The 19930-nt window shown below is 61.0% G+C and carries 23 protein-coding genes; 15 read left to right on the top strand and 8 right to left on the bottom strand.

Translation table 11 applies throughout. The features are described from left to right. Nucleotides 1–90: 90 nt before the first annotated feature. From HGB41_RS21045 to HGB41_RS21010, 8 genes are all read left to right on the top strand, one after another. Nucleotides 91–702, top strand: a complete 612-nt coding sequence (locus HGB41_RS21045) for a nuclear transport factor 2 family protein (RefSeq protein ID WP_171088180.1) — start codon at nucleotides 91–93, stop codon at nucleotides 700–702. Between the two features lie 146 nt (nucleotides 703–848). After that, on the top strand, nucleotides 849–1325 hold the full coding sequence (locus HGB41_RS21040; RefSeq protein WP_212761052.1) for a nuclear transport factor 2 family protein: 477 nt from the start codon (nucleotides 849–851) through the stop codon (nucleotides 1323–1325). 42 nt (nucleotides 1326–1367) lie between these two features. Beyond that, nucleotides 1368–2270, top strand: a complete 903-nt coding sequence (locus HGB41_RS21035) for a pirin family protein (protein ID WP_171088178.1) — start codon at nucleotides 1368–1370, stop codon at nucleotides 2268–2270. A 66-nt stretch (nucleotides 2271–2336) separates the two neighbouring features. After that, nucleotides 2337–4139 carry an amidohydrolase gene (locus HGB41_RS21030; RefSeq protein ID WP_171088175.1) on the top strand — a complete coding sequence of 601 codons (1803 nt, stop codon included), beginning with the start codon at nucleotides 2337–2339 and terminating at the stop codon, nucleotides 4137–4139. 81 nt (nucleotides 4140–4220) lie between these two features. After that, complete coding sequence (locus HGB41_RS21025) at nucleotides 4221–5678, top strand: alginate export family protein (RefSeq protein WP_171088173.1); 1458 nt, start codon at nucleotides 4221–4223, stop codon at nucleotides 5676–5678. A 141-nt stretch (nucleotides 5679–5819) separates the two neighbouring features. After that, nucleotides 5820–6218: an OsmC family protein gene (locus tag HGB41_RS21020; protein WP_171088171.1), complete on the top strand. Its 399-nt coding sequence runs from the start codon at nucleotides 5820–5822 to the stop codon at nucleotides 6216–6218. Between the two features lie 4 nt (nucleotides 6219–6222). Continuing rightward, nucleotides 6223–7098: a pirin family protein gene (locus HGB41_RS21015; protein ID WP_171088169.1), complete on the top strand. Its 876-nt coding sequence runs from the start codon at nucleotides 6223–6225 to the stop codon at nucleotides 7096–7098. Nucleotides 7099–7112: 14 nt separating this feature from the next. Beyond that, entirely contained in the window at nucleotides 7113–7391 is a 279-nt protein-coding gene (locus HGB41_RS21010) for a hypothetical protein (protein ID WP_171088167.1), read from the top strand. Nucleotides 7392–7541: 150 nt separating this feature from the next. Here the strand turns inward: HGB41_RS21010 and HGB41_RS21005 are convergent, their stop codons facing one another. The 3 genes from HGB41_RS21005 to HGB41_RS20995 form a co-directional block, all read right to left on the bottom strand. Next, nucleotides 7542–7898 (bottom strand): hypothetical protein, encoded by a 357-nt coding sequence (locus tag HGB41_RS21005; RefSeq protein ID WP_171088166.1) that lies wholly within the window; start codon nucleotides 7896–7898, stop codon nucleotides 7542–7544. A gap of 96 nt (nucleotides 7899–7994) precedes the next feature. Further along, a complete protein-coding gene (locus tag HGB41_RS21000) occupies nucleotides 7995–9290 on the bottom strand; it encodes a sensor histidine kinase (protein WP_212761051.1) in 1296 nt (431 codons plus the stop codon). Nucleotides 9291–9334: 44 nt separating this feature from the next. Further along, nucleotides 9335–10009 carry a response regulator gene (locus HGB41_RS20995; protein WP_171088161.1) on the bottom strand — a complete coding sequence of 225 codons (675 nt, stop codon included), beginning with the start codon at nucleotides 10007–10009 and terminating at the stop codon, nucleotides 9335–9337. 13 nt (nucleotides 10010–10022) lie between these two features. Here HGB41_RS20995 and HGB41_RS23885 point away from each other — a divergent pair, with 13 nt between their 5' ends. The 3 genes from HGB41_RS23885 to HGB41_RS20985 all read left to right on the top strand — a co-directional run bounded on the left by HGB41_RS23885 (nucleotide 10023) and on the right by HGB41_RS20985 (nucleotide 13049). Continuing rightward, entirely contained in the window at nucleotides 10023–10313 is a 291-nt protein-coding gene (locus tag HGB41_RS23885) for a TetR/AcrR family transcriptional regulator (protein ID WP_308788946.1), read from the top strand. Between the two features lie 12 nt (nucleotides 10314–10325). Then, nucleotides 10326–10709 carry an SbtR family transcriptional regulator gene (locus HGB41_RS20990; RefSeq protein WP_229423154.1) on the top strand — a complete coding sequence of 128 codons (384 nt, stop codon included), beginning with the start codon at nucleotides 10326–10328 and terminating at the stop codon, nucleotides 10707–10709. A 399-nt stretch (nucleotides 10710–11108) separates the two neighbouring features. After that, a complete protein-coding gene (locus tag HGB41_RS20985; RefSeq protein ID WP_171088159.1) occupies nucleotides 11109–13049 on the top strand; it encodes a bifunctional diguanylate cyclase/phosphodiesterase in 1941 nt (646 codons plus the stop codon). Nucleotides 13050–13273: 224 nt separating this feature from the next. Here HGB41_RS20985 and HGB41_RS20980 read toward each other — a convergent pair whose 3' ends face one another. Further along, complete coding sequence (locus tag HGB41_RS20980) at nucleotides 13274–14191, bottom strand: NmrA/HSCARG family protein (protein WP_171088157.1); 918 nt, start codon at nucleotides 14189–14191, stop codon at nucleotides 13274–13276. Nucleotides 14192–14290: 99 nt separating this feature from the next. On the opposite strand from HGB41_RS20980, the gene HGB41_RS20975 reads away from it, so the two are divergent. The 3 genes from HGB41_RS20975 to HGB41_RS20965 all read left to right on the top strand — a co-directional run bounded on the left by HGB41_RS20975 (nucleotide 14291) and on the right by HGB41_RS20965 (nucleotide 15913). Continuing rightward, nucleotides 14291–14695 (top strand): winged helix-turn-helix transcriptional regulator, encoded by a 405-nt coding sequence (locus tag HGB41_RS20975; protein ID WP_171088155.1) that lies wholly within the window; start codon nucleotides 14291–14293, stop codon nucleotides 14693–14695. A 399-nt stretch (nucleotides 14696–15094) separates the two neighbouring features. Then, complete coding sequence (locus HGB41_RS20970) at nucleotides 15095–15301, top strand: hypothetical protein (protein WP_171088153.1); 207 nt, start codon at nucleotides 15095–15097, stop codon at nucleotides 15299–15301. Between the two features lie 84 nt (nucleotides 15302–15385). Further along, a complete protein-coding gene (locus HGB41_RS20965; RefSeq protein ID WP_171088151.1) occupies nucleotides 15386–15913 on the top strand; it encodes a hypothetical protein in 528 nt (175 codons plus the stop codon). Between the two features lie 46 nt (nucleotides 15914–15959). Here the strand turns inward: HGB41_RS20965 and HGB41_RS20960 are convergent, their stop codons facing one another. From HGB41_RS20960 to HGB41_RS20950, 3 genes are read right to left on the bottom strand one after another with little or no spacing between them, the layout of a single operon-like run. Beyond that, nucleotides 15960–16280 carry a DUF2288 domain-containing protein gene (locus HGB41_RS20960; protein WP_171088149.1) on the bottom strand — a complete coding sequence of 107 codons (321 nt, stop codon included), beginning with the start codon at nucleotides 16278–16280 and terminating at the stop codon, nucleotides 15960–15962. 12 nt (nucleotides 16281–16292) lie between these two features. Beyond that, complete coding sequence (locus tag HGB41_RS20955; protein WP_171088147.1) at nucleotides 16293–16976, bottom strand: RES family NAD+ phosphorylase; 684 nt, start codon at nucleotides 16974–16976, stop codon at nucleotides 16293–16295. Nucleotides 16977–16978: 2 nt separating this feature from the next. After that, nucleotides 16979–17416, bottom strand: coding sequence for an MbcA/ParS/Xre antitoxin family protein (locus tag HGB41_RS20950; RefSeq protein ID WP_171088144.1), 438 nt, complete (start codon nucleotides 17414–17416; stop codon nucleotides 16979–16981). 130 nt (nucleotides 17417–17546) lie between these two features. Between HGB41_RS20950 and HGB41_RS20945 the strand changes: the two genes are divergently transcribed. After that, on the top strand, nucleotides 17547–18008 hold the full coding sequence (locus HGB41_RS20945; RefSeq protein WP_171088142.1) for a YybH family protein: 462 nt from the start codon (nucleotides 17547–17549) through the stop codon (nucleotides 18006–18008). A 220-nt stretch (nucleotides 18009–18228) separates the two neighbouring features. Here HGB41_RS20945 and recJ read toward each other — a convergent pair whose 3' ends face one another. Beyond that, nucleotides 18229–19923 (bottom strand): single-stranded-DNA-specific exonuclease RecJ, encoded by a 1695-nt coding sequence (recJ, locus tag HGB41_RS20940; protein ID WP_171088140.1) that lies wholly within the window; start codon nucleotides 19921–19923, stop codon nucleotides 18229–18231. Nucleotides 19924–19930: the final 7 nt, after the last annotated feature.

The raw sequence follows: 19930 nt of genomic DNA, 5'->3' as shown, positions 1-19930 counted from the left end.
TATTGGTGTATGAAAGCGGCAGGTGCCGCGGACGTCCCGCGAGATTCCAGCATATCCTGGGCTCTCCATTCACCAACGAAAGGAATGATCATGAAATCCATTGCCACCATAACCGCCAGCGCCGCACGGCACACACTTTCCGCCACCGTGTTGTCGCTCAGCGCCGCAGCGCTGTTAAACCCAGTCGTGGCCATTGCACAGCCTGCAAGCAAGAGCGCCGCGCACCGCGAACCGGTCGCGGTTGTTAAGGAGTTTCTTGAAAACACCGCACCAGATAAGGTCGACGCGGCGGCCAAGCGCTTGGTTGCGCCGGACGCGACCTATATTTCGCTGACATTCGACAATCCCGAGCTGAAGAAAATCGAGCCGTGGGCGGGTAAGTCGACGGGGCCGGAAGGTTTTAGCACAACGTTCAAACGCGTCGCTAAGTACTGGAAGATCGAGGACTTCAAGGTGACGGACATGTTCGGAGCGGGAGAGAACGTCGCCGTGTTCGGAACGTTCACATACCGCTCGGTCGCTGTTGGCACGTCTTTCAGTTCGCCATTCTCCATCCATGCGAAGGTGAAGAATGGAAAGATCGCGTACTTCCAGTTCATGGAGGACACCTATGCGTCGGCCGCGTCCTTCAGGCAAAGCGGCAGCTGGACGGTGAAGACCGATCCGGATGCACCTGCGTTCGAAGTAGGCAAGGGCAAGTAAGGCCCAGGCCAGCGTTCCATTGGGAACGCTGGCGAATCCAACCACAAGATCGGCACCAATAGCGCAAGGCCGGCAACGCAGGCCCCAACTCTGCTTACTATACTGTCTACATCGCTGGGCATTAGGCGATCAGGAAACATTACAACATGGAGAAAGACATGGAAAACGGATATAGCAATGCTGGCGCTGCGCCCGTCAAGGCACCGCAAGATGGCGCCGCCTCAGCCGCAGTGTTGTTGCGGCGCGGCCTGAAGACCTTCCTGGCCAAAGACATCAAAGGCTTTGTCGAACTGTGCGATGTGAACGTCGTGTTCGGGTTTCCTTTCGCGCCTGACGAGGCGTCCAGAAAGATTGTCGGTCGCACGGCTATTTACGACTACCTAAAAGATTATCCCTCCATCATTGATCTGAAAAAGACGCGCACGATGACTATCTACGCCACCGACCATCCCCAACTTGCGATCGCCGAGTGGAGCGTCTCGGGTCAGGTGATCGGCAATGGCAATCCCTATGAAATGAGTTACGCCACCTTCGTCACTTTCAACAATGGCTTGATCGTTAATTACCGCGAGTATTGGAATCCGGCGGCCTTTATGGCTGCGATGAACGGCACGATGTTCTAGCAAATTGCCTGTGCAACACGGGTATCAGCAATGGAGGAAGGTATGAGCCAATTCAATTCAAACGACATTGCCGCTGCGACGACCCCGCGCCGAATTACGCACCGGACGCGCGGCTTCTTCCACGGTCCGATCACCCGGTTGATGAGTCCTGGCGATCTGGGCCAGACCCTCAAACCATTCGTCTTCCTCGACCTGTTCGAGCTGGATTTGCACGATTCGCGCACGCAGATGCCGATTCATCCGCATTCCGGACTGGCGACGATTACGGTGATTACGGAAGGAGACCTGCGCTTCGACGACCCTGCAGATGTATCGGGTTACATCGGATTCGGCGGCTTCGAGTGGATGCGCGCCGGCGGCGGTGTGTGGCATGGCAAGGAAATGTCAGCCGGGAATTCACCCACGGTCCAGGGCTTCCAGCTTTGGATTGCGTTGGGCCCGGAGCTCGAGCTCGAGGCGGTCGACAGTCAGTACGTCGAAGCGCAAAGCGTGCCAACCACCGGGCCCGCGCACGTGATCCTGGGTAGCTATGACGGCATGCGCAGTCCGGCGCGGTCGCCCGATGGCATTACCTATCTGCTCCTCAGGCTGCCAGTTGGTAGCCAATGGACCTTCGTGCCGCCAGCGCAGCAGACGGTGGCTTGGCTTGCGGTGGCACGCGGCGAACTGGAAGGGGATATTGGCGCCAGAGAGGGCGAGATGCTTCTCTTCGAGCAATCCGAACAAGCATTCAAAGTGCAAGCGTCTCCGAATGGCGAGGCGGTCATCGTCATCGGCAGTGCGGTCCCGCACGCGCATGAGCTTCACCTCGGCCGGTACTCCGTTCATACCTCTGCAGAGTCGCTCGTCACGGGCGAAGCCAACATCGAGCGCCTGCGCACACTGTTGGTCGAAGCCGGCGACCGCCGTCAGCAGGGCGGCAGTGTTCCGGTGTTTAAAGGCTGAGCTCGATGGCGGTGGGACCTGAGCTCGGCCGCGAGCCTGTTTAATTTTTTTCTAAAGGGGATCATCATGATTCGCAGACTACTGATCACATTGATGGCGGCGTTCGGCGTGACCGTCGCCCACGGGCAGGTCAAGCCAAATGCGCCCGGCGCAGACCTGATTGTTCACAACGCAAAAATTTTTACTGGAAATCTGGCGCAGCCCGAAGCATCGGCACTGGCTGTCAAGAATGGCCGCATTTATTCGGTCGGTACCGACGCCGAGATTCTGGCCTTGAAAGGCGCCAGTACCCGCATCATCGATTCGCGCAGCCGTCGGCTGATTCCAGGGATTATCGACTCCCATACCCACGTGCTCAACGAGAGCGGGTACAACTACAACGTGCGCTGGGACGGCGTGCCGACGCTGCGCCAGGCCCTGGCGATGCTGAGCGAGCAGTCCAAACGCACGCCTGAGGGGCAGTGGGTCAAGGTGATCGGCGGCTGGTCGCCTTACCAGTTCAAAGAGAATCGCTTCCCTACCATGGAAGAGCTGCGCAAGGCCGTTCCCAACCATCCACTTATCGTGCAATACGCGTACAACCGCGCATTTCTGAATCAAGCTGCGATGAAAGCTTTTGGCGTAGGCACCGACAAGTTTCCCGCTCTGCCCGGCACCGAATTCGAGAAAGACAGCAAAGGGAACTACACGGGTATCGTTGATGGCTACACCTTCACCTACATCGCAATGGAAACCATGGTGCCGCAGCTTACCCCCGCTGAAGAGGTGAGTTCGCTGATCCAGGTCGTCCACAATATGAATCGTTTCGGGGTCACGTCAGCCGTCGATGCCGGCAACAGGGGTTATCCACGGCTTCAGGCCAATGTCGATATCCTGGCCCGCGACAACCGGTTCAACCTGCGCATGCCGTTTGTCGACATGCAGTTCGGCGACGGCACGCCGATGAACATGGTCGATGCGCAAATTAATGCCATCACCAAGACCGCGCCGATCAGTCCCGGAGACAACCTGCATCCGACGCTGGCCCATGGCCTGGTCTATCGCGGTGCCGGCGAAGTGCTGCATCTGGATGTCCACGATCATGAGAACTTCGACCGGCCTGCGGTCATCATTCCGCCAGAGAAATGGCGCGAACTGGTCGATCAGGATGTGACCAAGCTGGTCCAGCGGCGCATTCCGTTCCGCTTGCACATCAGTTACGACGAGAACATCACGTCCTTCCTCGACGCCTTGGAGGGGCTGAACAAGAAAACGCCGCTCAACGGTTTGCGGTGGAGTATCGAGCATGCTGAGACGATCAGCGCGGCGAATATCGCCAGGGTAAAGGCGCTAGGCGGTGGCATTGCGCTGGACCCCAAGATGGCCTTGCATGGCGATGGATTCATCAAGACGCACGGCCGGGAAAAGGCACTGCTCACGCCGCGCCTGCGCAAGCTCGTCGATAGTGGCGTCAACGTGGCCATGAGCACTGACGCGTTCCGTGCCGCCACCTTCAACCCTTGGGTCGGCATTAGCTGGATGGTGTCTGGCAAATCGGTGTCCGGGTCCGAAGTCCTGGCAAAAGACAACCGCCTTACTCGGTCCGAGGCGCTGGACTTGTTCACGCGCCGGGCGGCCTGGTTCATGCACGCGGAGGACGAACTGGGCACGATCGCTCCAGGGCAACTGGCGGACTTCGCGCTGCTGGACAAGGACTACTTCACTGCGCCGGAAAATCAGATCAAGTCCATTGCATCGGTCCTGACGGTCATGAACGGCAAGGTGGTGTTCGGTTCGCAGGATTACAGCAAGCTTGCCCCGACGCTCCCCGCGATCCTGCCGGCCTGGTCCCCTGTGAAATATTTTGGAGGATATTACGAGGCCAAGTAAAAGCCTGTGCCTGATTGGCGGCCGAGTCCACCACTCAGGCGCGTGGATCTCGCGTGGTTCAAGCCCTGACGAAAGCATCAAATGATCACTCCTCGCCAACGTCGAACTCTGCGTCGATTCGCCACTGTCTTCTTGCTCGCCAATACCCCCGTTGCTGTCCAGGCGGCGCAGGTTGACGACAAGCCTGTCATGGCGAGCGCGCCCGGGACCAATGTCGATCGCGCCCCGACCTTGACTGTCGAGCGTTACCCGGAGGACTGGTCGCATCTCGCGCGTATCGGCGAGGGAGCAGGGCGCTGGACGGAACCGCTGAAGTACATCCCGTTGCGCGAGGATGGCGCGGTCTACCTCACGACGGGCATGGAGGCGCGGTCCCGTTATGAAGCATATCAGAATACAAACTGGGGATCGGCGCCCGACGATGGCTATGCCTGGCATCGGTTCATGCCCTATGCGGATCTGCATGCCGGCAGCATCAGGGTATTCGCCCAGCCAATCGTGACCGCGATCTCCGGCGCACACAGTCGCCCAAGGACGCCTGTCGATACCACGGGCGCCGATATGCTGCAGGCGTTCGCCGAAGTCGAAGCAGAGGTCGCCGAGGGGACGACGCTGCGGGTGTCCGTCGGCCGCAAGCTACTGTCGCTGGGCGCGGGACGTTTTGTCAGCACGCGCTACGGGCCCGGCATTCCCCAGGCGTTTGATGGGGTCGATGCGACGGTGAAGGGGCCGCGCCGCGAGGTAACGGCTTTCTATCTTCGCCCTGTAGATACTTCGCCAGACGATTTCGACGATCGGGGATCGCGCCAGAAGTCGACCTGGGGCTTCTACACGACGCACTGGCTGGGTGGCGGGCGCTCGTTCGGCGTCGATGCCTACTACCTTGGTTTACGGGATCGCAAAGCGGTCTACGACCAGGGGGCTGGAAAACACATCATCCATACCTTTGGGACCAGAGCTTTTGGCGACACCGGTTCCTGGCACTGGAACGTCGAGGCTGCTGTTCAGAGAGGGACATTCGCCGGCCAGCGCAGTCTGGCCTGGGGCGTAGCCACCGAGGTCGGCTATCGTTTTGCCACCGCGCCACTGCGGCCTGCTTTGCACCTGGCGGCCGACATCGTCTCTGGGGACAGAGACCGCGACGATTCGCGGCTGGGAACATTCAACCCGATGTTCCCGAACGGGAAGTTCCTGGGCGCATTGACGCCCGTTGGCCCGAGGAACCTGGTTCACGTCAAGCCGTCCTTCGCCATCCATCCTCGCGCCGACATGGCGGTCTCGCTTGCCGGCGCGGCCTTCTGGCGACAGAGCACGGATGACGGCGTCTACTCCGTCCCGGGCCAGCTTCTACGAGGCGGGAGCGAGAGTGACGCGCGCTTCATCGGCAAGCAGCTCGAACTGGCCATTGCCTGGCAAGCCACGCCAGAACTCAACCTCTCCGCGTCGGCGAGCGTGTTCGATCCAGGCAGCTTTATTCGCGACACGGGCTCATCGCGGCCAATCAGGATGGTCAGTGCGATGGCGAACTTCCGGTTTTGACAGGAGCACATTGGAAGGAGCGAAAATGGAAATCGAAATCGAAATCGACATCGACATCGACAGCGTCGCGGCCATCGGCCTTCCAGCGCGCATTCATAAATTGATGTAAATTTATTTACCTACAACCACATGGATCACATCATGTCCATCACCGTCACACGCGACCTGGCGCAACCCATGCGCCTCGTTGTTCACGTCAGAGCCCACGAGTTCGCCGTCGACGGTAGCCTTGCCGAGGGCGGTGGGGACACTGGTCCTGACCCTCACGACCTTTACGACGCCGCGGTCTCGGCCTGCAAGGCGCTGACCATGGTCTGGTATGCGCGCCGCAAGGAGATCCCGCTGACCGATGTGCGCATTGTCACAGAACGGGATAACAGCGAAGAACGCAAGGGCGTGTACCGCCTGCATACCGTGCTGCACCTGTCAGGCGACTTGCGCGAGGACCAACGACTGGACCTGCTGGCCGTTGCTGAAAAATGCCCGGTGCACAAACTGATGACCACGGTCACCACCCACATCACCACTTCACTCGCGTGACGCCATGACTATTTCTACTTTCTTCAAGTCCCACGAAAAAGACCTCGGCGGCGGCCTCAAGGTGCGCCGCGTGCTGCCCGCCGCGGCCAAGCAGGCCGTCGGTCCGTTCATTTTCTTTGATCACTTCGGTCCCCTGGATGCCCCGGCGGACGCCAACCATGATGTGCGTCCGCATCCGCACATCGGCCTGGCCACCGTGAGCTACCTGTACGAAGGCGCCATGGAGCACCGCGACAGCGTCGGCTCGGTGCAGCGCGTCGAACCGGGTGCGATCAACTGGATGACGTCCGGCAGCGGCATTGTCCATTCCGAGCGGGTGCCGGCCGATCTGGCCGGCCAGCCGCGCCGCAGTCATGGCCTGCAACTGTGGGCCGCGCTGCCCAAATCGCACGAGGAAGTGGCGCCGAGCTTCGCGCATACGCCAGCGAGCGCCATTCCGTCTGTTCGTTTCGACGGGGGCCATGCGCGCGTGTTGATCGGCTCGGCATTCGGCCTGACGTCGCCGGTGGTGACTTTCAGCGAGACGCTGTACCTCGACATCCGGCTCGATGCAGGGGGCGACCTGGTGCTGGCTGACCTGCCCGAGGAAGCGGCCATTTACGCGGTGGGCGGTGCAATCGACATCGACGGTGCGCCCCTGGCCGCGCATACGATGGCCTACCTCGAACCCGGCACGGGCGCGCGCATCAGCACCGAGGGCGGGGCGCAGTTCGTGGTCATCGGCGGTGAACCGCTGGACGGCCCTCGCTTCATCTTCTGGAATTTTGTTTCGTCGAGCAAGGAACGCCTGGCGCGGGCGGCCGACGACTGGGAACAGCAGCGCTTCGACAAGGTGCCGGGCGAAACTGAGTTTATTCCCCTGCCGAAACCGCCGCGTTAAACGAGAGGTCTTCCATGGAACTGACACTCACCAGTCCTGCATCCTTCCATCCGTACGCCGAGGAGGAGATCGACGTGGTGAGCATCCGCCTGTGGAACGCCAGGAACGCGACTGCCGTGCTCAGCGATTTCCACAGCACCGAACGTGTCCTTCTCGCGTGGGCGCAGGACGGCGCTTGCGGCGCGGTGCGCTTTGAAGTGAGCTTTGTCGACGGGTATGTGCTGCAGGGATGCCACGAGTTTTTCCACAACGGCAAGCGGACGTGCACCTTCAGTACGCACTGCGCCGCATGATGAAGCGCATGGCGGACCACGAGGAACTGTCCTACCTGCCGCCGACCCGGGATGTGTCCCGCTATGTCATCACGGCTTTCTGAACTGACGCATGTTGAACAGTCCACTGCCGCTGCTTGATTTCGCGGAGTATCAGTTTCAAGCCATCGCTTAGTTGCAGCGGCGTGGGTAGCGTCCAGCCTCGCGGTCCTTTTTCGCATCGCGGTCGCACTGGACCTTGCGGGTCATTTCCTGGCTGTCCTTGGCAATCTGGGAGGTCAGGGCAGTTTGCTCAAGCGAATTGCGTTGCTTGTTGTCGCGCCGGGTCTGCTGCGTCAGCATGCATTCGGTGTACGCGGTCGTACCCGGACGCGCACCAAATTCGGCGCAGGTTGAGCCGTCCTCATAGAGGTTGGCCTGGCGGCGCTGCTCTGGCGCCACACATGCACCAAGGCTGGCGCTCAGTACGACGGCGATGCCCAGCGCCAGGGCGGGTCGGCGCATTGCGGTGAAGTAAGGTTTAATCATCGATTGTTCTCCTGTAAAAATTTCCGGTTCGCGACCGTGCGGTCGCGGGCGAACGTGTCGCCCTGGAAGACAGTAGAACAGATCAGGATTGCGTGATCATGGGGTGTTCAGCGGTAGCGGCCCCATCGGTGGAAATTCAACCCGGGCAATCGTGCCGCCGCCGGCCGCGCCCAGGATGGACACGCGGCCGCCGTGGCGTTCGACCACCTGCTGCACCAGGTGCAGGCCGAGGCCGCTACCTGTCGAGCGCGGCCGCAAGCGATGGAAAGGCTCGAATACGCGCTCGCGCTCGTCAGGCGGAATGCCCGGCCCATCGTCCTCGACCTCGAAGGCTGCGCCCTGGACGCGGATGGTCACGTGGCGCCCGCCATGGTCGATGGCGTTCTGCACCAGGTTCGTTGCCACCCGTTCAATCGCACTGGCATCGCCGCGGACCGGCTGCGCCTCATCGACAATCACCTCAATCGACCGATTGCCAGCGATCAGAAGCGGCGCCAGGTCGCCGGCCACGCGGCGCAGCAGCGAGGCAAGGTCGAACTCCTTGTCGGTCCAGGTGGAATCGAGGCGCTGGAGATCGAGCATCTGTTCTGCCAGGTTGGCGAGGCGCTCGATATCGCTGCCCAGCCTGCGCGTCGAGGCTTCCTGCGCCGCGTCGACCTTGACGCGCAGGATGGCGATGGGCGTGCGCAATTCATGGGCTGCGGAGGCAATGAAGCGGCGCTGCCGCTCATAGCCTTCGTCGAGGCGGCCAAGCGCATCGTTCACCGCGCGCACCAGCGGCGCAATCTCCCTTGGCACCTGTTCCTCGCTGAGGCGAACGCCGCGTCGGCCTGCATCGATCCGCTTGGCTTCGTCAGCGATCCGCGCCACGCCCGCCAGAGAGCGCTTGACGATCCAGGGGATCGCGAACACCGCTACCAGCGCCATCAGCGCGAGGATCGGAAGAGCGCCGAGGGTGGAAGCCAGCATGATGGTGAAGGTCAGCTCGTTCAGCTTGCCATGCCCCATGATCGTCAGGGGGCCGACGGGGGACTGCTCGCGGCGGATGACGGCGGTCAATGCGTAAGGGGGAAGGCGGTCGCGCACGTGTCCATAGGCGAGGTTACGCAACAGGCCGGTAACGCGGGCATATTGCGCCGGCACCTGGCCGTAGCTGACGCGGCGGCCGCTGTCGTCCTCGGCCATGAACCACATGGCCGGCGTCTCGGCGCGCAGGGCTGCCAGCTGTGGCGTCGACCGCACCGCGAGGCTGCCGTCGGCGCTACGCACGATGGCATCGGCAATGACCGGGGTGATCGTCTCGTCGGTGTATGGCCCGCCGCTGTCGGCGCGGGTCGCTACTGCGACCGTGATGGCGACGCTGGCGGCCACGATGGCGAACTGAAGCAGCAATGGCTGGATGATCAGTGGCCATTTCAGTGATGGCCGCTTGCGGCTCACTCGCGTACCTGCAACAGGTACCCGACCCCTTTGATGGCGTGGATCTCGACGCCCGCGTTCGCCGCGGCCAGCTTGCCGCGCAGGCGCGAGATATGGGAATCGAGCGTGTTTGACTGGATGGCGTCGTCGAAACCATACACGCCCTGGGCGAGCGATTCGCGCAGCACCGTGCGGCCACGGCGTTTGACCAGCGTTGACAATACCCGCAGCTCGCGGCGGGCCAGCGTCAGGCGCACCCCGTTGACGCTGGCCTCGTCATTGGCAACGTCGAAGACGAGTGCGCCAACGTGGATCTCTTCGGGGCCAAGTTCCACCGGGCGGCGCCGAACCGCGCGGATACGCGCGAACAGCTCATCGAGCGCGAAGGGCTTGACCAGGTAATCGTCCGCCCCCTCGTCGAGGCCGTTGACGCGGTCGGCTACTTCGCCGCGCGCAGTCAGGACGATGACGGCAATGCCAGGATGCGCAGCCCGCAGGGAAGGCAGCAGCGACAGGCCATCGCCATCGGGCAGGGTGCGGTCGAGCAGGGCAAGGTCATACACATTCCAGCGGCACGCCTCGGTCGCCAGTGCCAGGCGGTCGACGTGGTCGACCACGTACTTCTCGCGCGCGAGCGCGCCGCGCACCGTGTCGGCAAATTCGATCTCGTCCTCAACCAGCAAAATTCTCATTTCAGCATCTTCCATGGCCAGGTTCGCCAAGTGGCGGGCAGGTACAAGCGTAAGAATAACTCCGCGGCATTGTGGGAATATGGCGGGCCCTACCGTCTCGCAGGCCTGTCCAGGCCGAAATTGTAAGGGAAGCGGGGGCAGAATGGACGATGGGACGTTGCTGCGGGCTGAGGCGCGACAGAACCGCGAGCGGATCATTGCCGCCGCTGAGGAAATGTTTGGCGAGCAGGGCGGCGCCGCGTCGCTTGAGGCGATTGCAAAGCGAGCTGGGGTCGGAATCGGCACACTCTACCGGCGCTACTAGACCCGGGAAGAGTTGCTTGCGGCCACCTACAGTGATCGGTTGATTGGGCTGGCATCCAACTGTCGCGAGAAAGGGGCTCAGCTGCCTGAACTGGAGGCTTTGCCCCTTTATGTCGAGCAGCTTGTGGTTCTCATCAATACCTACCGTGGACTGGCCTCATCGATCGGCACTGTATTACATAGCGGTACCCCTGGCTGCATGGCGGTCGCTGAACTTGGCTCCACGCTTCTGTCGCAAGCGCAAGAAAGCGGAATTGTCCGAAATGATGTTTCGTTCGACGACCTGGTCTGTGTTATTACGGCCGTCTCCCTCAGTATCGATCAGAGGAATTTGACGAGCTCTTCAATCGATCATCTGGTGGATATTTTTTTCGGTGGTATGCAATGCCGTCGATAAATTGCTGCGTGAAATGCTCCATGATATGAAACGCGTGTTGCGCTTCTACTATTGGGGCTGGTCCTATTGCTAGGAGAGCGCTGATTAATTCCGAAATGCAAGTTTTGCCACCTTATAAATCAAAGAGTTAGAGGCGAGTTCAGCTGCAAAAAGTCGAACTTATCAGTGGAGAAATTAATTCTTATAATCGCGTAAAAGCAGACCCGGCTTATTGGTTTTTCCGCAATTTTTGCATTACACTCCAATACGTGCGACAGGCAATGCATCTATATTGATCGGCTCGCCACGTACCGTTTTGCCGAAGCGTAACCAGTACGCCACTGCCGACCGCAACCATTGCTCATGCCAGCATCAGTGACGGCTGTATTGATTGCCTCCGGGGGTTATATGGAAACGTTAATGGAAGCGGGCCGTCCTACCGTCGAGGAACCGCCCGCTAAAGACTGCGAGTCGCTCGAATGCACAACACGGGCCCTGCGCACCCTCAGTGCGGTGATTCGCACGCTGCTGAGGGCACAGGACGAGCCTTCATTACTGACAGACATGTGCACGGCGATCGTCGAGAGCGGCGGGTACCGGCGAGCCGGTGTTGCACTCGCCCTGAATGACAGCGCCAAGACAATCCGATGGGTGGCCTGGGTGGGCCTGGTCGACGGTAAGCCAGAGCCGCTTGACATGGAGTGGATTAACGATAGGGGATTCACCTACGCCGACACGCCGGCCGGGCAGACCGCGGTAGGCGTCGCGATGCGTACCCGGACCCCGTGCGTTGTGCACGATATCCCGAACAACCCGCGTTACGATAATCCGCAGTTCGCCATACTTCGACAGCATTCTCTCCGCGATGGATACGCATCGCTTACCGCTTTCCCGCTGATCCACGATACCCAGCTGTTCGGCGCGTTGTTCATGGCTGCCCCGGAGCCTGATGCATTCGACACCGGCGAACTGGGCCTGCTCGGCGAGATGGCAGATGACCTGGCGTTTGGCATTGCCGGTTTGCGGCTGCGCGAACAACATCGCCAGGCGGAGGAGACCATCTACCGCCTGGCCTATTTCGACAGCATGACGGGGTTGGCCAATCGCACCCGGCAGATGGATATGTTAAAGGGTTATCTGGACCGCCCCCAGGCCGGTACGCATGCCTTGTCCCTTGTCCACATTAACGTTGGCCAATTCGCTGAAGTATGCAATGCATTTGGCCAGCAGGTGGCAGACCAGCTGATCATCGAAACGGCAAGGCGGCTTCAGTCACGCATTCCGGGAGACCTGGAGCTTGCCAGGGTGGGTGAGGCAATCTTCAGTATTATCATCCCTGCCAATTGGGAAGATGATCCTGTCGCTGTTGCACGCCAGCTTATCCAGGGGCTGAACGCGCCGATTGAAGTGGCCGGAATGGCCGTGGATGCCCACGTCCACGCCGGCGTAGTCTCCGTCTGCGACGATGCAAACGATGCGGAAATCCTGTTCCGTCGTGCCAACGCTGCCTTGTTCCATGGCGAGTCGCTGGGCGACGGTATTACCGGTTTTGCGGGTAGCAAGAACGCCGAGCAGATGTCGCGCCTTGCGCTGATGGGAGATCTTCGCCTCGCGGGCCAGCGCGATGAACTACGTGTTTTCTGTCAACCGAAGATAGATATGAAAACGGGGCAGATCGTTGGTGCGGAAGCCCTGATCCGCTGGCAGCATCCCACACTGGGAATGGTATCGCCAACGCATTTCATCAAGCTCGCGGAGCAAAGTGGACTCATCATTGATCTCACCAAATGGATGCTGGAGCGCTGCTTTTCCTGGCTTCAAAAGTGGAAGCATGACGGCATCAGGGAAACCCTCGCCATTAACTTGTCGCCACATGATCTGCTGAGTTCATCGATTGTCTGCGACATTGGAAAATGGATGGAGCAGTGGAAAATCTGTCCGGAGGCAGTCGAGTTTGAACTGACCGAAAGCGCCTTGGTCGAGGACCCGTGCGCTGCTCTTGATGTGCTCACGCGTCTGAAAGCGATTGGCGTGAAACTGCTCCTTGACGATTTTGGTACCGGCTACGCCAGCCTGAGCTATCTGCAGCGCTTTCCTTTTGATGTCATCAAGATTGACCAGTCTTTCATTCTGCCGATGCTGGAGAATGCCGATTCGGCAGCCATCGTTCGATCGACAATTGAACTAGGCCATATTCTCGGGCGACATGTGGTTGCCGAGGGCGTTGAGAGCGAAGACGTATGGAGGTGCTTGCAGGAGCAGGGCTGTGATCTGGCCCAGGGCTATGTCATCAGCAAGCCGCTACCGATCGAACAGTTCCAGGGATGGAAAGCCGAGTGGCAGGCTGCGCACCTGGTGTGAAGGGCCGAATCCGCTACGACTTCTTGTGCGCACCGTACCGCAATCCATCGATCAGCAAGCGGATCATCCGTTCGGTGTGCTTGATACCATCGTCGTTGGACGATACCGACAGCTCGCCAATGGCCCGCTAGAAGCGTACGTGATCGATATTGATGCTCGCTGATGTCTCTGACCTGCGCCGGCCTTCCTGATGGTTGAAGGCCGGCGTCCGTGGCAGTCTGCGGTCAGGTACGATCGTACGCCCACGTACCGGCGGTCCCCAGCGCCTGGAGGAAGGCATCCCGGCCGGTGTGGCCAAGCCAGTCGCGCACCGATTGCATCTCGGGATTGATCTTGCGCAGTGCTTCGAGGTCGGCACGCCCGGCGAGTGGTCCTTCGTCCATCAGCGCGGTCAGTTTCGCCAGGAACGGGCTTGCCGCCAGGACCTCGTCCGAGAACCGTGCGTAGGGAATCGGGCGTCCTGCCGCTTCGCTGAACAGCGCCTCGAGTTCCTTCCCGGTGACCTCATCACTGGCAATGTCGAAGGTCTGCCCGCCGAAGCGGTCGGGGTCGGCGAAAATCGGTTCGACAAACTTGCCGATGTCCTCGACCGCGAGCAGCTGTATCGACTGATCGGGCTGCATGAAGAAGTTAAAGCGTCCTTCATCCAGTCCAAACCCCGGCATGACGAGCATGTCGATGAAGGCGACCGGACGAATAATGGTTGCCTTGATCGGCAGCGAACGGACATGCGCCTCGATGCGCATCTTGCTGTCGAAGTGGCCCATGCCGGTCGGCTTGTCGCTCACGGCGGCCCCCGAACTGTAGACAAGGTGCGTGACACCGCACTCGACGGCAAGATCGGCGATCGCCTTGCCGAAGCGGACTTCCTCCTCATCGGTCACCTGGCCGCTGGGGGAACTTTGCTGGACGCTAAAAACGCCGTGCGCACCGCGCATTGCTGCCCGGATCGCATCGCTGTCGGCGTAGCTGCCTTGAACCAGTTCGGCCCCGGCGTCACACAGCGCGGTTGCCTTCGCAGAAGTCACGTCGCGCACCATGGCTCGCACAGGCCACCCGGCAGACAAGAGTGCTTTGGCAACTGATCCACCCTGCTGACCCGTCGCACCAAAAACGACGATTGGTTGATGGCTGTTCGACATAAAATTCCTCATGTATTGGTATGAGTTACCAATATATACTGCTGAAAGATGAACCGGAAGACGGCACATTTTTTAACCTCAGGCACAAGGATGGTACTGGTGGAACAAAACATTTACGGACGCCCGTATGTGCAGACGACCGACGGCCCGCGCTTTCGGCCTTGCGCGCCACATTCGGTGCTGGCGCGGCTCGGCGACAAGTGGACGATCCTCGTGATGTCGCATCTTGCTGTCGCTGACGGCTATCGTCTGCGCTTCTCCGGCCTGAAGAACGGTATCGAAGGAATCACCCAGCGGATGCTCACGCTGACACTGCGCAATCTCGAGCGCGACGGGCTGGTGAAGCGGTATTACTATCCTGAAGTTCCGCCACGGGTCGAATACGAACTCACCGAGATGGGCGCCAGCATGTTGCCTGCACTTGAAGGCTTCACGTCATGGATCCGCGAGAACTGGCCTCGCATCGAAGAGTGTCGGAAAGCCTTTGACGAAGCGGCCGCCTGAATGCCATCCCGAAAAGGCGTTGACATATCGGGAAATGCATATATACGTCCGGCCATGGAACTACTCGACATTTTCAAAGCCCTCTCGAACCGTACCCGCCTGGACATCTTCAGAGCCTATCGGTCGAAGCTCTTGAGCGCGATGTAACGGCCTCTTTACAGTGAGCGTCCTGACGTATTAGGCCACTGCCGACGTACATTGCTTTCCAAGCTGGCATGATTCTGCTGACGGTGGGCGCAGGGCGATTGCGCTTGGATGGCAGCGTCTACATCCCATGCTCACGGAGTCTTCCGGCATCGCAACGCGGCGCTGGCCTCAACGTGGGTTCGGGCGGTAGGGAGTCGAAAATCGTCGATATCTACGGGCCGAAATGCACGGCTTTCGTTTTCCCGGACGCTTATGAACGACGCCGCCAATAAAGGTGCTCATCCCTTCCTTCAAGAGGGGGAAATCGATCCAGTGTTTGGGAAGAAAGTGAAGCTGCTGATCCTGCAGAGCGCTTCGCTGTTCGTCTACATCGATGATCGCCTGGAAATCCAGTGGATATGGACCCGACAGTCGGGTTCGCAAACAGATTTCGGGAAGGTGCTCAATCGCCAGGCTTAGCTGGAAAGCAAGGCGCGTTTCATCACCGACGAGAAGCGGAACCTGCACATCCAGCGCATGATCGTCGAGGGGGTCGCACGCTATATGGATTCCCTGCCCCTGGAGCAGGCCAAGGAAATCCATGACATCGTCGCGGGCGAGATCAGGGAATGCAGCATCCGGATGTCATGGCAATGGTATTTCAATGCCGCCTATTCGCTGGTGACCGCCTCGATGTTCCTGATGATGCTGGCCTGGACGGTCCGCACTGAATTGCGGGATGTGATCGGGGTAGCGGCATTCGACGTCGTGTTCGGTACGCTGATGGGATCCATCGGCGCGCTGCTGTCGATTGCGTCGCGCGGCGACCGGCTCACGCTCGATGCGAATGCAGGCGCGGTGCTGCACCGAACGGAAGGGCTGGCGCGCGTGCTCGTGGGAATGGCCGGCGCCCTGCTGGCTGCGCTGGCCTTCAAGGGCAGGCTCTTGCTGAACAGTTTCGATGCCAAGGGGAGCACGCTGGCGACGCTCTTATTCCTGCATTTCGTCGCCGGCGCCAGCGAGCGGCTGGTGCCGAGCCTGATCGCCAAGGTCGATGCGGCGCATGCCGAAACCAAGCAGAAAGACAAATGACCGGCCAGGCCCCTGAGCGGGAATACCTAAAACCGGCCTGCGTGGCTTAATGCAGCTGTTTTTTCTCGGGCTGCACCAGCACGAACGGACTCACCACCGAGGCCCATACGGTCGCATCCGCAGCGGTCCAGGTCTGGGCCTGCAGGTCGCTGACCTTGGCCACCGTGCCCGCCGCCATCCACGCGGTAATGCTGTCCTTGTCGTCGTGCGCGACCCGCAGCGCCACCTCGATCAGGTCGAGTTCCTCGCTCACGTAAATCACCGAGCCGCTGGCGAAATGCCGATCCAGTTCGCTCCATTTGACGCGGCCGGTTTCGCGGTTGATCTTGTCGTGCAGTTCGGTGTCTTTTTCTGGATTCGTCTTCATACGTTTACATTGCTAGATGATCTCGACCGCCGGTTGCGGCGAACCCGCCCATGTTAACCGATAGGTCTGCGCCTTGCGCACATTCCCGACCAGGGCGGGTCGGAAGCAGGCCAGGTTGGTGCCGCCCGGATGGCGCACGCTCGGGTAGATGATGCCCATCGAGCCGGCCTCCAGCAACTGGCTGGCCAGTGCCTGCGAGGCGATATAACTGTCCGGATCGAGGCAGGCCTTGTGCGCATCGACCCCGCGCAAGTCGTGGAAAGCGGCACTGAAGTCCGCCAGCAGCGACTGGTAAGTCACGCTATCGTCGAAACGGTTGATTTCCTGGTATTCCACGGTCTTGTGGAAGATGACTTCGCACAGTGCCGTTTCGGCCCCGAAGGCGCAATACCAGGCCCCGCGCTCGCCGTCATTGAAGCGGCTGCCTTCCGGGCGCGCGTAGGTAAAGGCCGCGTTGATGATGCGGAAGTTCGGCAGGCCGAATACCAACTCGTCCATCCCGATGCCGGGCAGCAGGCCGGATTCGCCGCGCAGGCGCTCGTTGGTGGCGTTGTCGAGGTCGAACAGGTCGCGCAGGACATCGTTGTTCTCGGCCAGCGGCGCAAGGACGGAATCCTCGACGTCGGCGAAGCGCGACGGGATCAGGCGGCAAGTATCGAACTGGCGCAGTTGGGTCAGTTTATGCAGCACCGGCAAGATCAGAGGCCTCCGCGGCGCGCGTCCAGCAATTTGCGCACTGTCTGCATGGCGATCAGGCCGCCGGCGAGCATAAAGGCCAGCGGCGTGCGGCCGGCGAAGACGGGATTGGTATTCGGGAGGTGGATCCATTCGTCGGCAAGCTTGTCGCCGTACAGGATGTGCAGGGCCTTGTAGATGCCGAGCAGGTAGGACACGCGGGTAATGCGGTCGACTTCGAGCACCCGTTCGGGGTGCTTCTTCCAGTCGTAATAAGAAGAGGAGGACAGGCCGCCAAGCAGTTCGCGCGCGTCATCGTCGCGCACGCCCCATGCGGCTGTCAGCTTGAAAAAGCCTTTGAGCGCGGAGCTGGAGAGCCGCTCGCGCTCGCTGCGCGAATTCAGGTCGACCAATACCGCCGTTTCAAACCGGCTCTTGGGGTAGCAGTAGGCTAGGCTCATGGTATCCTCCGTAATTGGACTCTTTATACTCCGATTTCACATTCCTCGCAACTACCGGTTGTCAGGCGTGTGCACCCATGACAGAATTATTAATCTTGCTAATTGGAAATGCATAGAAACGGATTAACCCATGCGCCTGCGTTTGCTTTCTCTTCTTTCTGCCTATCTGATGCTGGCCGCGACCACGGTGGCTTATGCGCGCGAATCCAACAGCGACCTGAAAAAACAGGTCATGGAGGCCGAGCGGGCCTTTGCCGCGACCATGAAAACCCGCGATATCGACGGCTTCGCCCGCTTCCTGGCGGATGAAGCGATTTTCATGTCGGCGCAGGGGAATTTGCGCGGCAAGGCGGCGATCGTCAAGGGGTGGCGCCAGTTCTATGCGGGGCCGCAGGCGCCGTTCTGGTGGGAGCCGGAAGAGGTCGAGGTGGTGGATTCCGGCACGCTGGCGTACAGCGGCGGGCCGGTGTTCGATGCCGCGGGCAAGCGCATCGGGCGCTTCAATTCGATCTGGCGTTTAAAGGCGCCGGGACAGTGGGAAGTGGTATTCGACCGCGGATCGGATTTCGGTCCGCCACCACCCAAGAGATAAATCGACAGTCGCGCCGCTGCCTAAGCCGGTCAGTTAGTGAAAACCGAAGGGTGGGCGGGTTTCCCGCCCACGCGGTGATAGTTGCGATGTAAACAGCCGCATGGGCTGCAGCAAGGTGGATTGAACGCGTGGGCAGGAGACCTGCCCACCCTACGACTAAGCGGCGGCTCTTAGGTGACGGGCATCAGGCCGACGCTGACATGGGGCTTCATGTCGTGATTCAAGCCGATTCCGCATGTTCTACCAATAGCTGCACCTTGGTCACGCCGTTATATTCGTTCGCATCCAGCCGGAACGCCACCCGCGCCCGGTCCGCCAGGCTGTCGGTATGGCCGAACCAGATCGCGTCATATCGCCGGCCATTCTTTTCCAGCAGCAGCTTGAGGTGCCGCTCCTTCAGGATACGCTGGCTCACCACGCGGAATTCGTCGCAGAACACCGGCGGCGCAAACCCTTGGCCCCAGACCTGTCCATCCATCTGCTCGATGAACTGGGTCGAGTAGTACTCGTCCTCGAGCGGACCGTCGGTTTCGACGATGCGCTCGAGCTGCGCCTGGGTCAGCCAGGCACTGCCGACCTCCTCGAAGGCTTGCGAGAAGGTGTCGAAATGGTCGGCGCGGATGGTCAGGCCGGCCGCCATCGCATGCCCGCCGAACCGGTCGATCAGGCCCGGCACGCGCTTGGACACCAGGTCCAGTGCGTCGCGCAGGTGAAAGCCCGGGATCGAGCGGCCCGAACCCTTGATCCAGCCCTCGTTACCGGGTGCGAAGGTGATGGTGGGCCGGAAGAACTTCTCTTTCAGGCGCGAGGCCACGATGCCGATCACGCCCTGATGCCAGCCCTGGTCGAACACGCTGATGGTGCTGCTGCTGGCCGGCTCGAAGCTGTCGAGATGGAGCAGGGCGGTGTCCTGCATGTCGGCTTCGATCTCGCGCCGTTTCAGGTTGATCTCGTTGAGCTGCTGCGCGATCGCCCAGGCGCGTCCCAGGTCGTCGGTGACCAGGCATTCGATCCCGAGCGACATGTCTTCCAGCCGGCCCGCGGCATTCAGGCGCGGCCCGAGTGCGAAGCCCAAATCAAAAGGCGAGGCGGAGCGCGCTTCCCGTCCCGCCACCCGGAACAGGGCCGCCACGCCGGCATGCATGCGGCCTGCGCGCATGCGCTTGATGCCCTGGGCGACCAGGATGCGGTTGTTGGCATCGAGCCGCACCACGTCGGCCACGGTGCCCAGCGCCACGAGGTCGAGCAGGCTGTCGAGCTTGGGCTGGCCCTGGGCATCGAACACGCCGCGCTTGCGCATCTCGGCGCGCAGCGCCAGCAGCACGTAGAACACCACGCCGACACCGGCCAGGTGCTTGCTCGGGAAGCCGCATTCGGGCTGGTTCGGGTTGACGATGACACGCGCCGGCGGCAAGGTGTCGCCCGGCAGGTGGTGGTCGGTCACGACGACTTCGATGCCGCGCCGGTTGGCCTCGAGCACGCCCTCCACGCTGGCGATGCCGTTATCGACCGTGACGATGATGTCCGGGGACTTTTCCCGCGCGGTGAGTTCGACGATTTCTGGTGTGAGGCCGTAGCCGTGCACGACCCGGTCGGGCACGATGTAGTCGACGTTCGCACCCATCATGCGCAGGCCGCGCAGGGCGACCGCGCAGGCAGTGGCGCCGTCGCAGTCGTAGTCGGCGACGATGGTCATGCGCTTGCCGGCGGCGATGGCGTCGGCCAGGAATGCGGCGGCGGCGTCGACCTGCATCAGGGCGCCGGGTGGCACCAGCGACGCCAGTTCGCTCGACAGCTCGCGCACATCCAGCAGGCCGCGCGACGCATAGATGCGCGCGAGGACCGGGTGGATCCCGCCCTGGCGCAGCATCTCGGATGTGCGGAAAGGGCAGGGGCGCGTGGTGATACGGGTCATGCTGCTG

This window comes from Telluria aromaticivorans, assembly GCF_013003915.1.
Classification (GTDB): Bacteria; Pseudomonadota; Gammaproteobacteria; order Burkholderiales; family Burkholderiaceae_D; genus Telluria; species Telluria aromaticivorans.
This window is presented reverse-complemented; position numbering and strand designations above follow the sequence as displayed.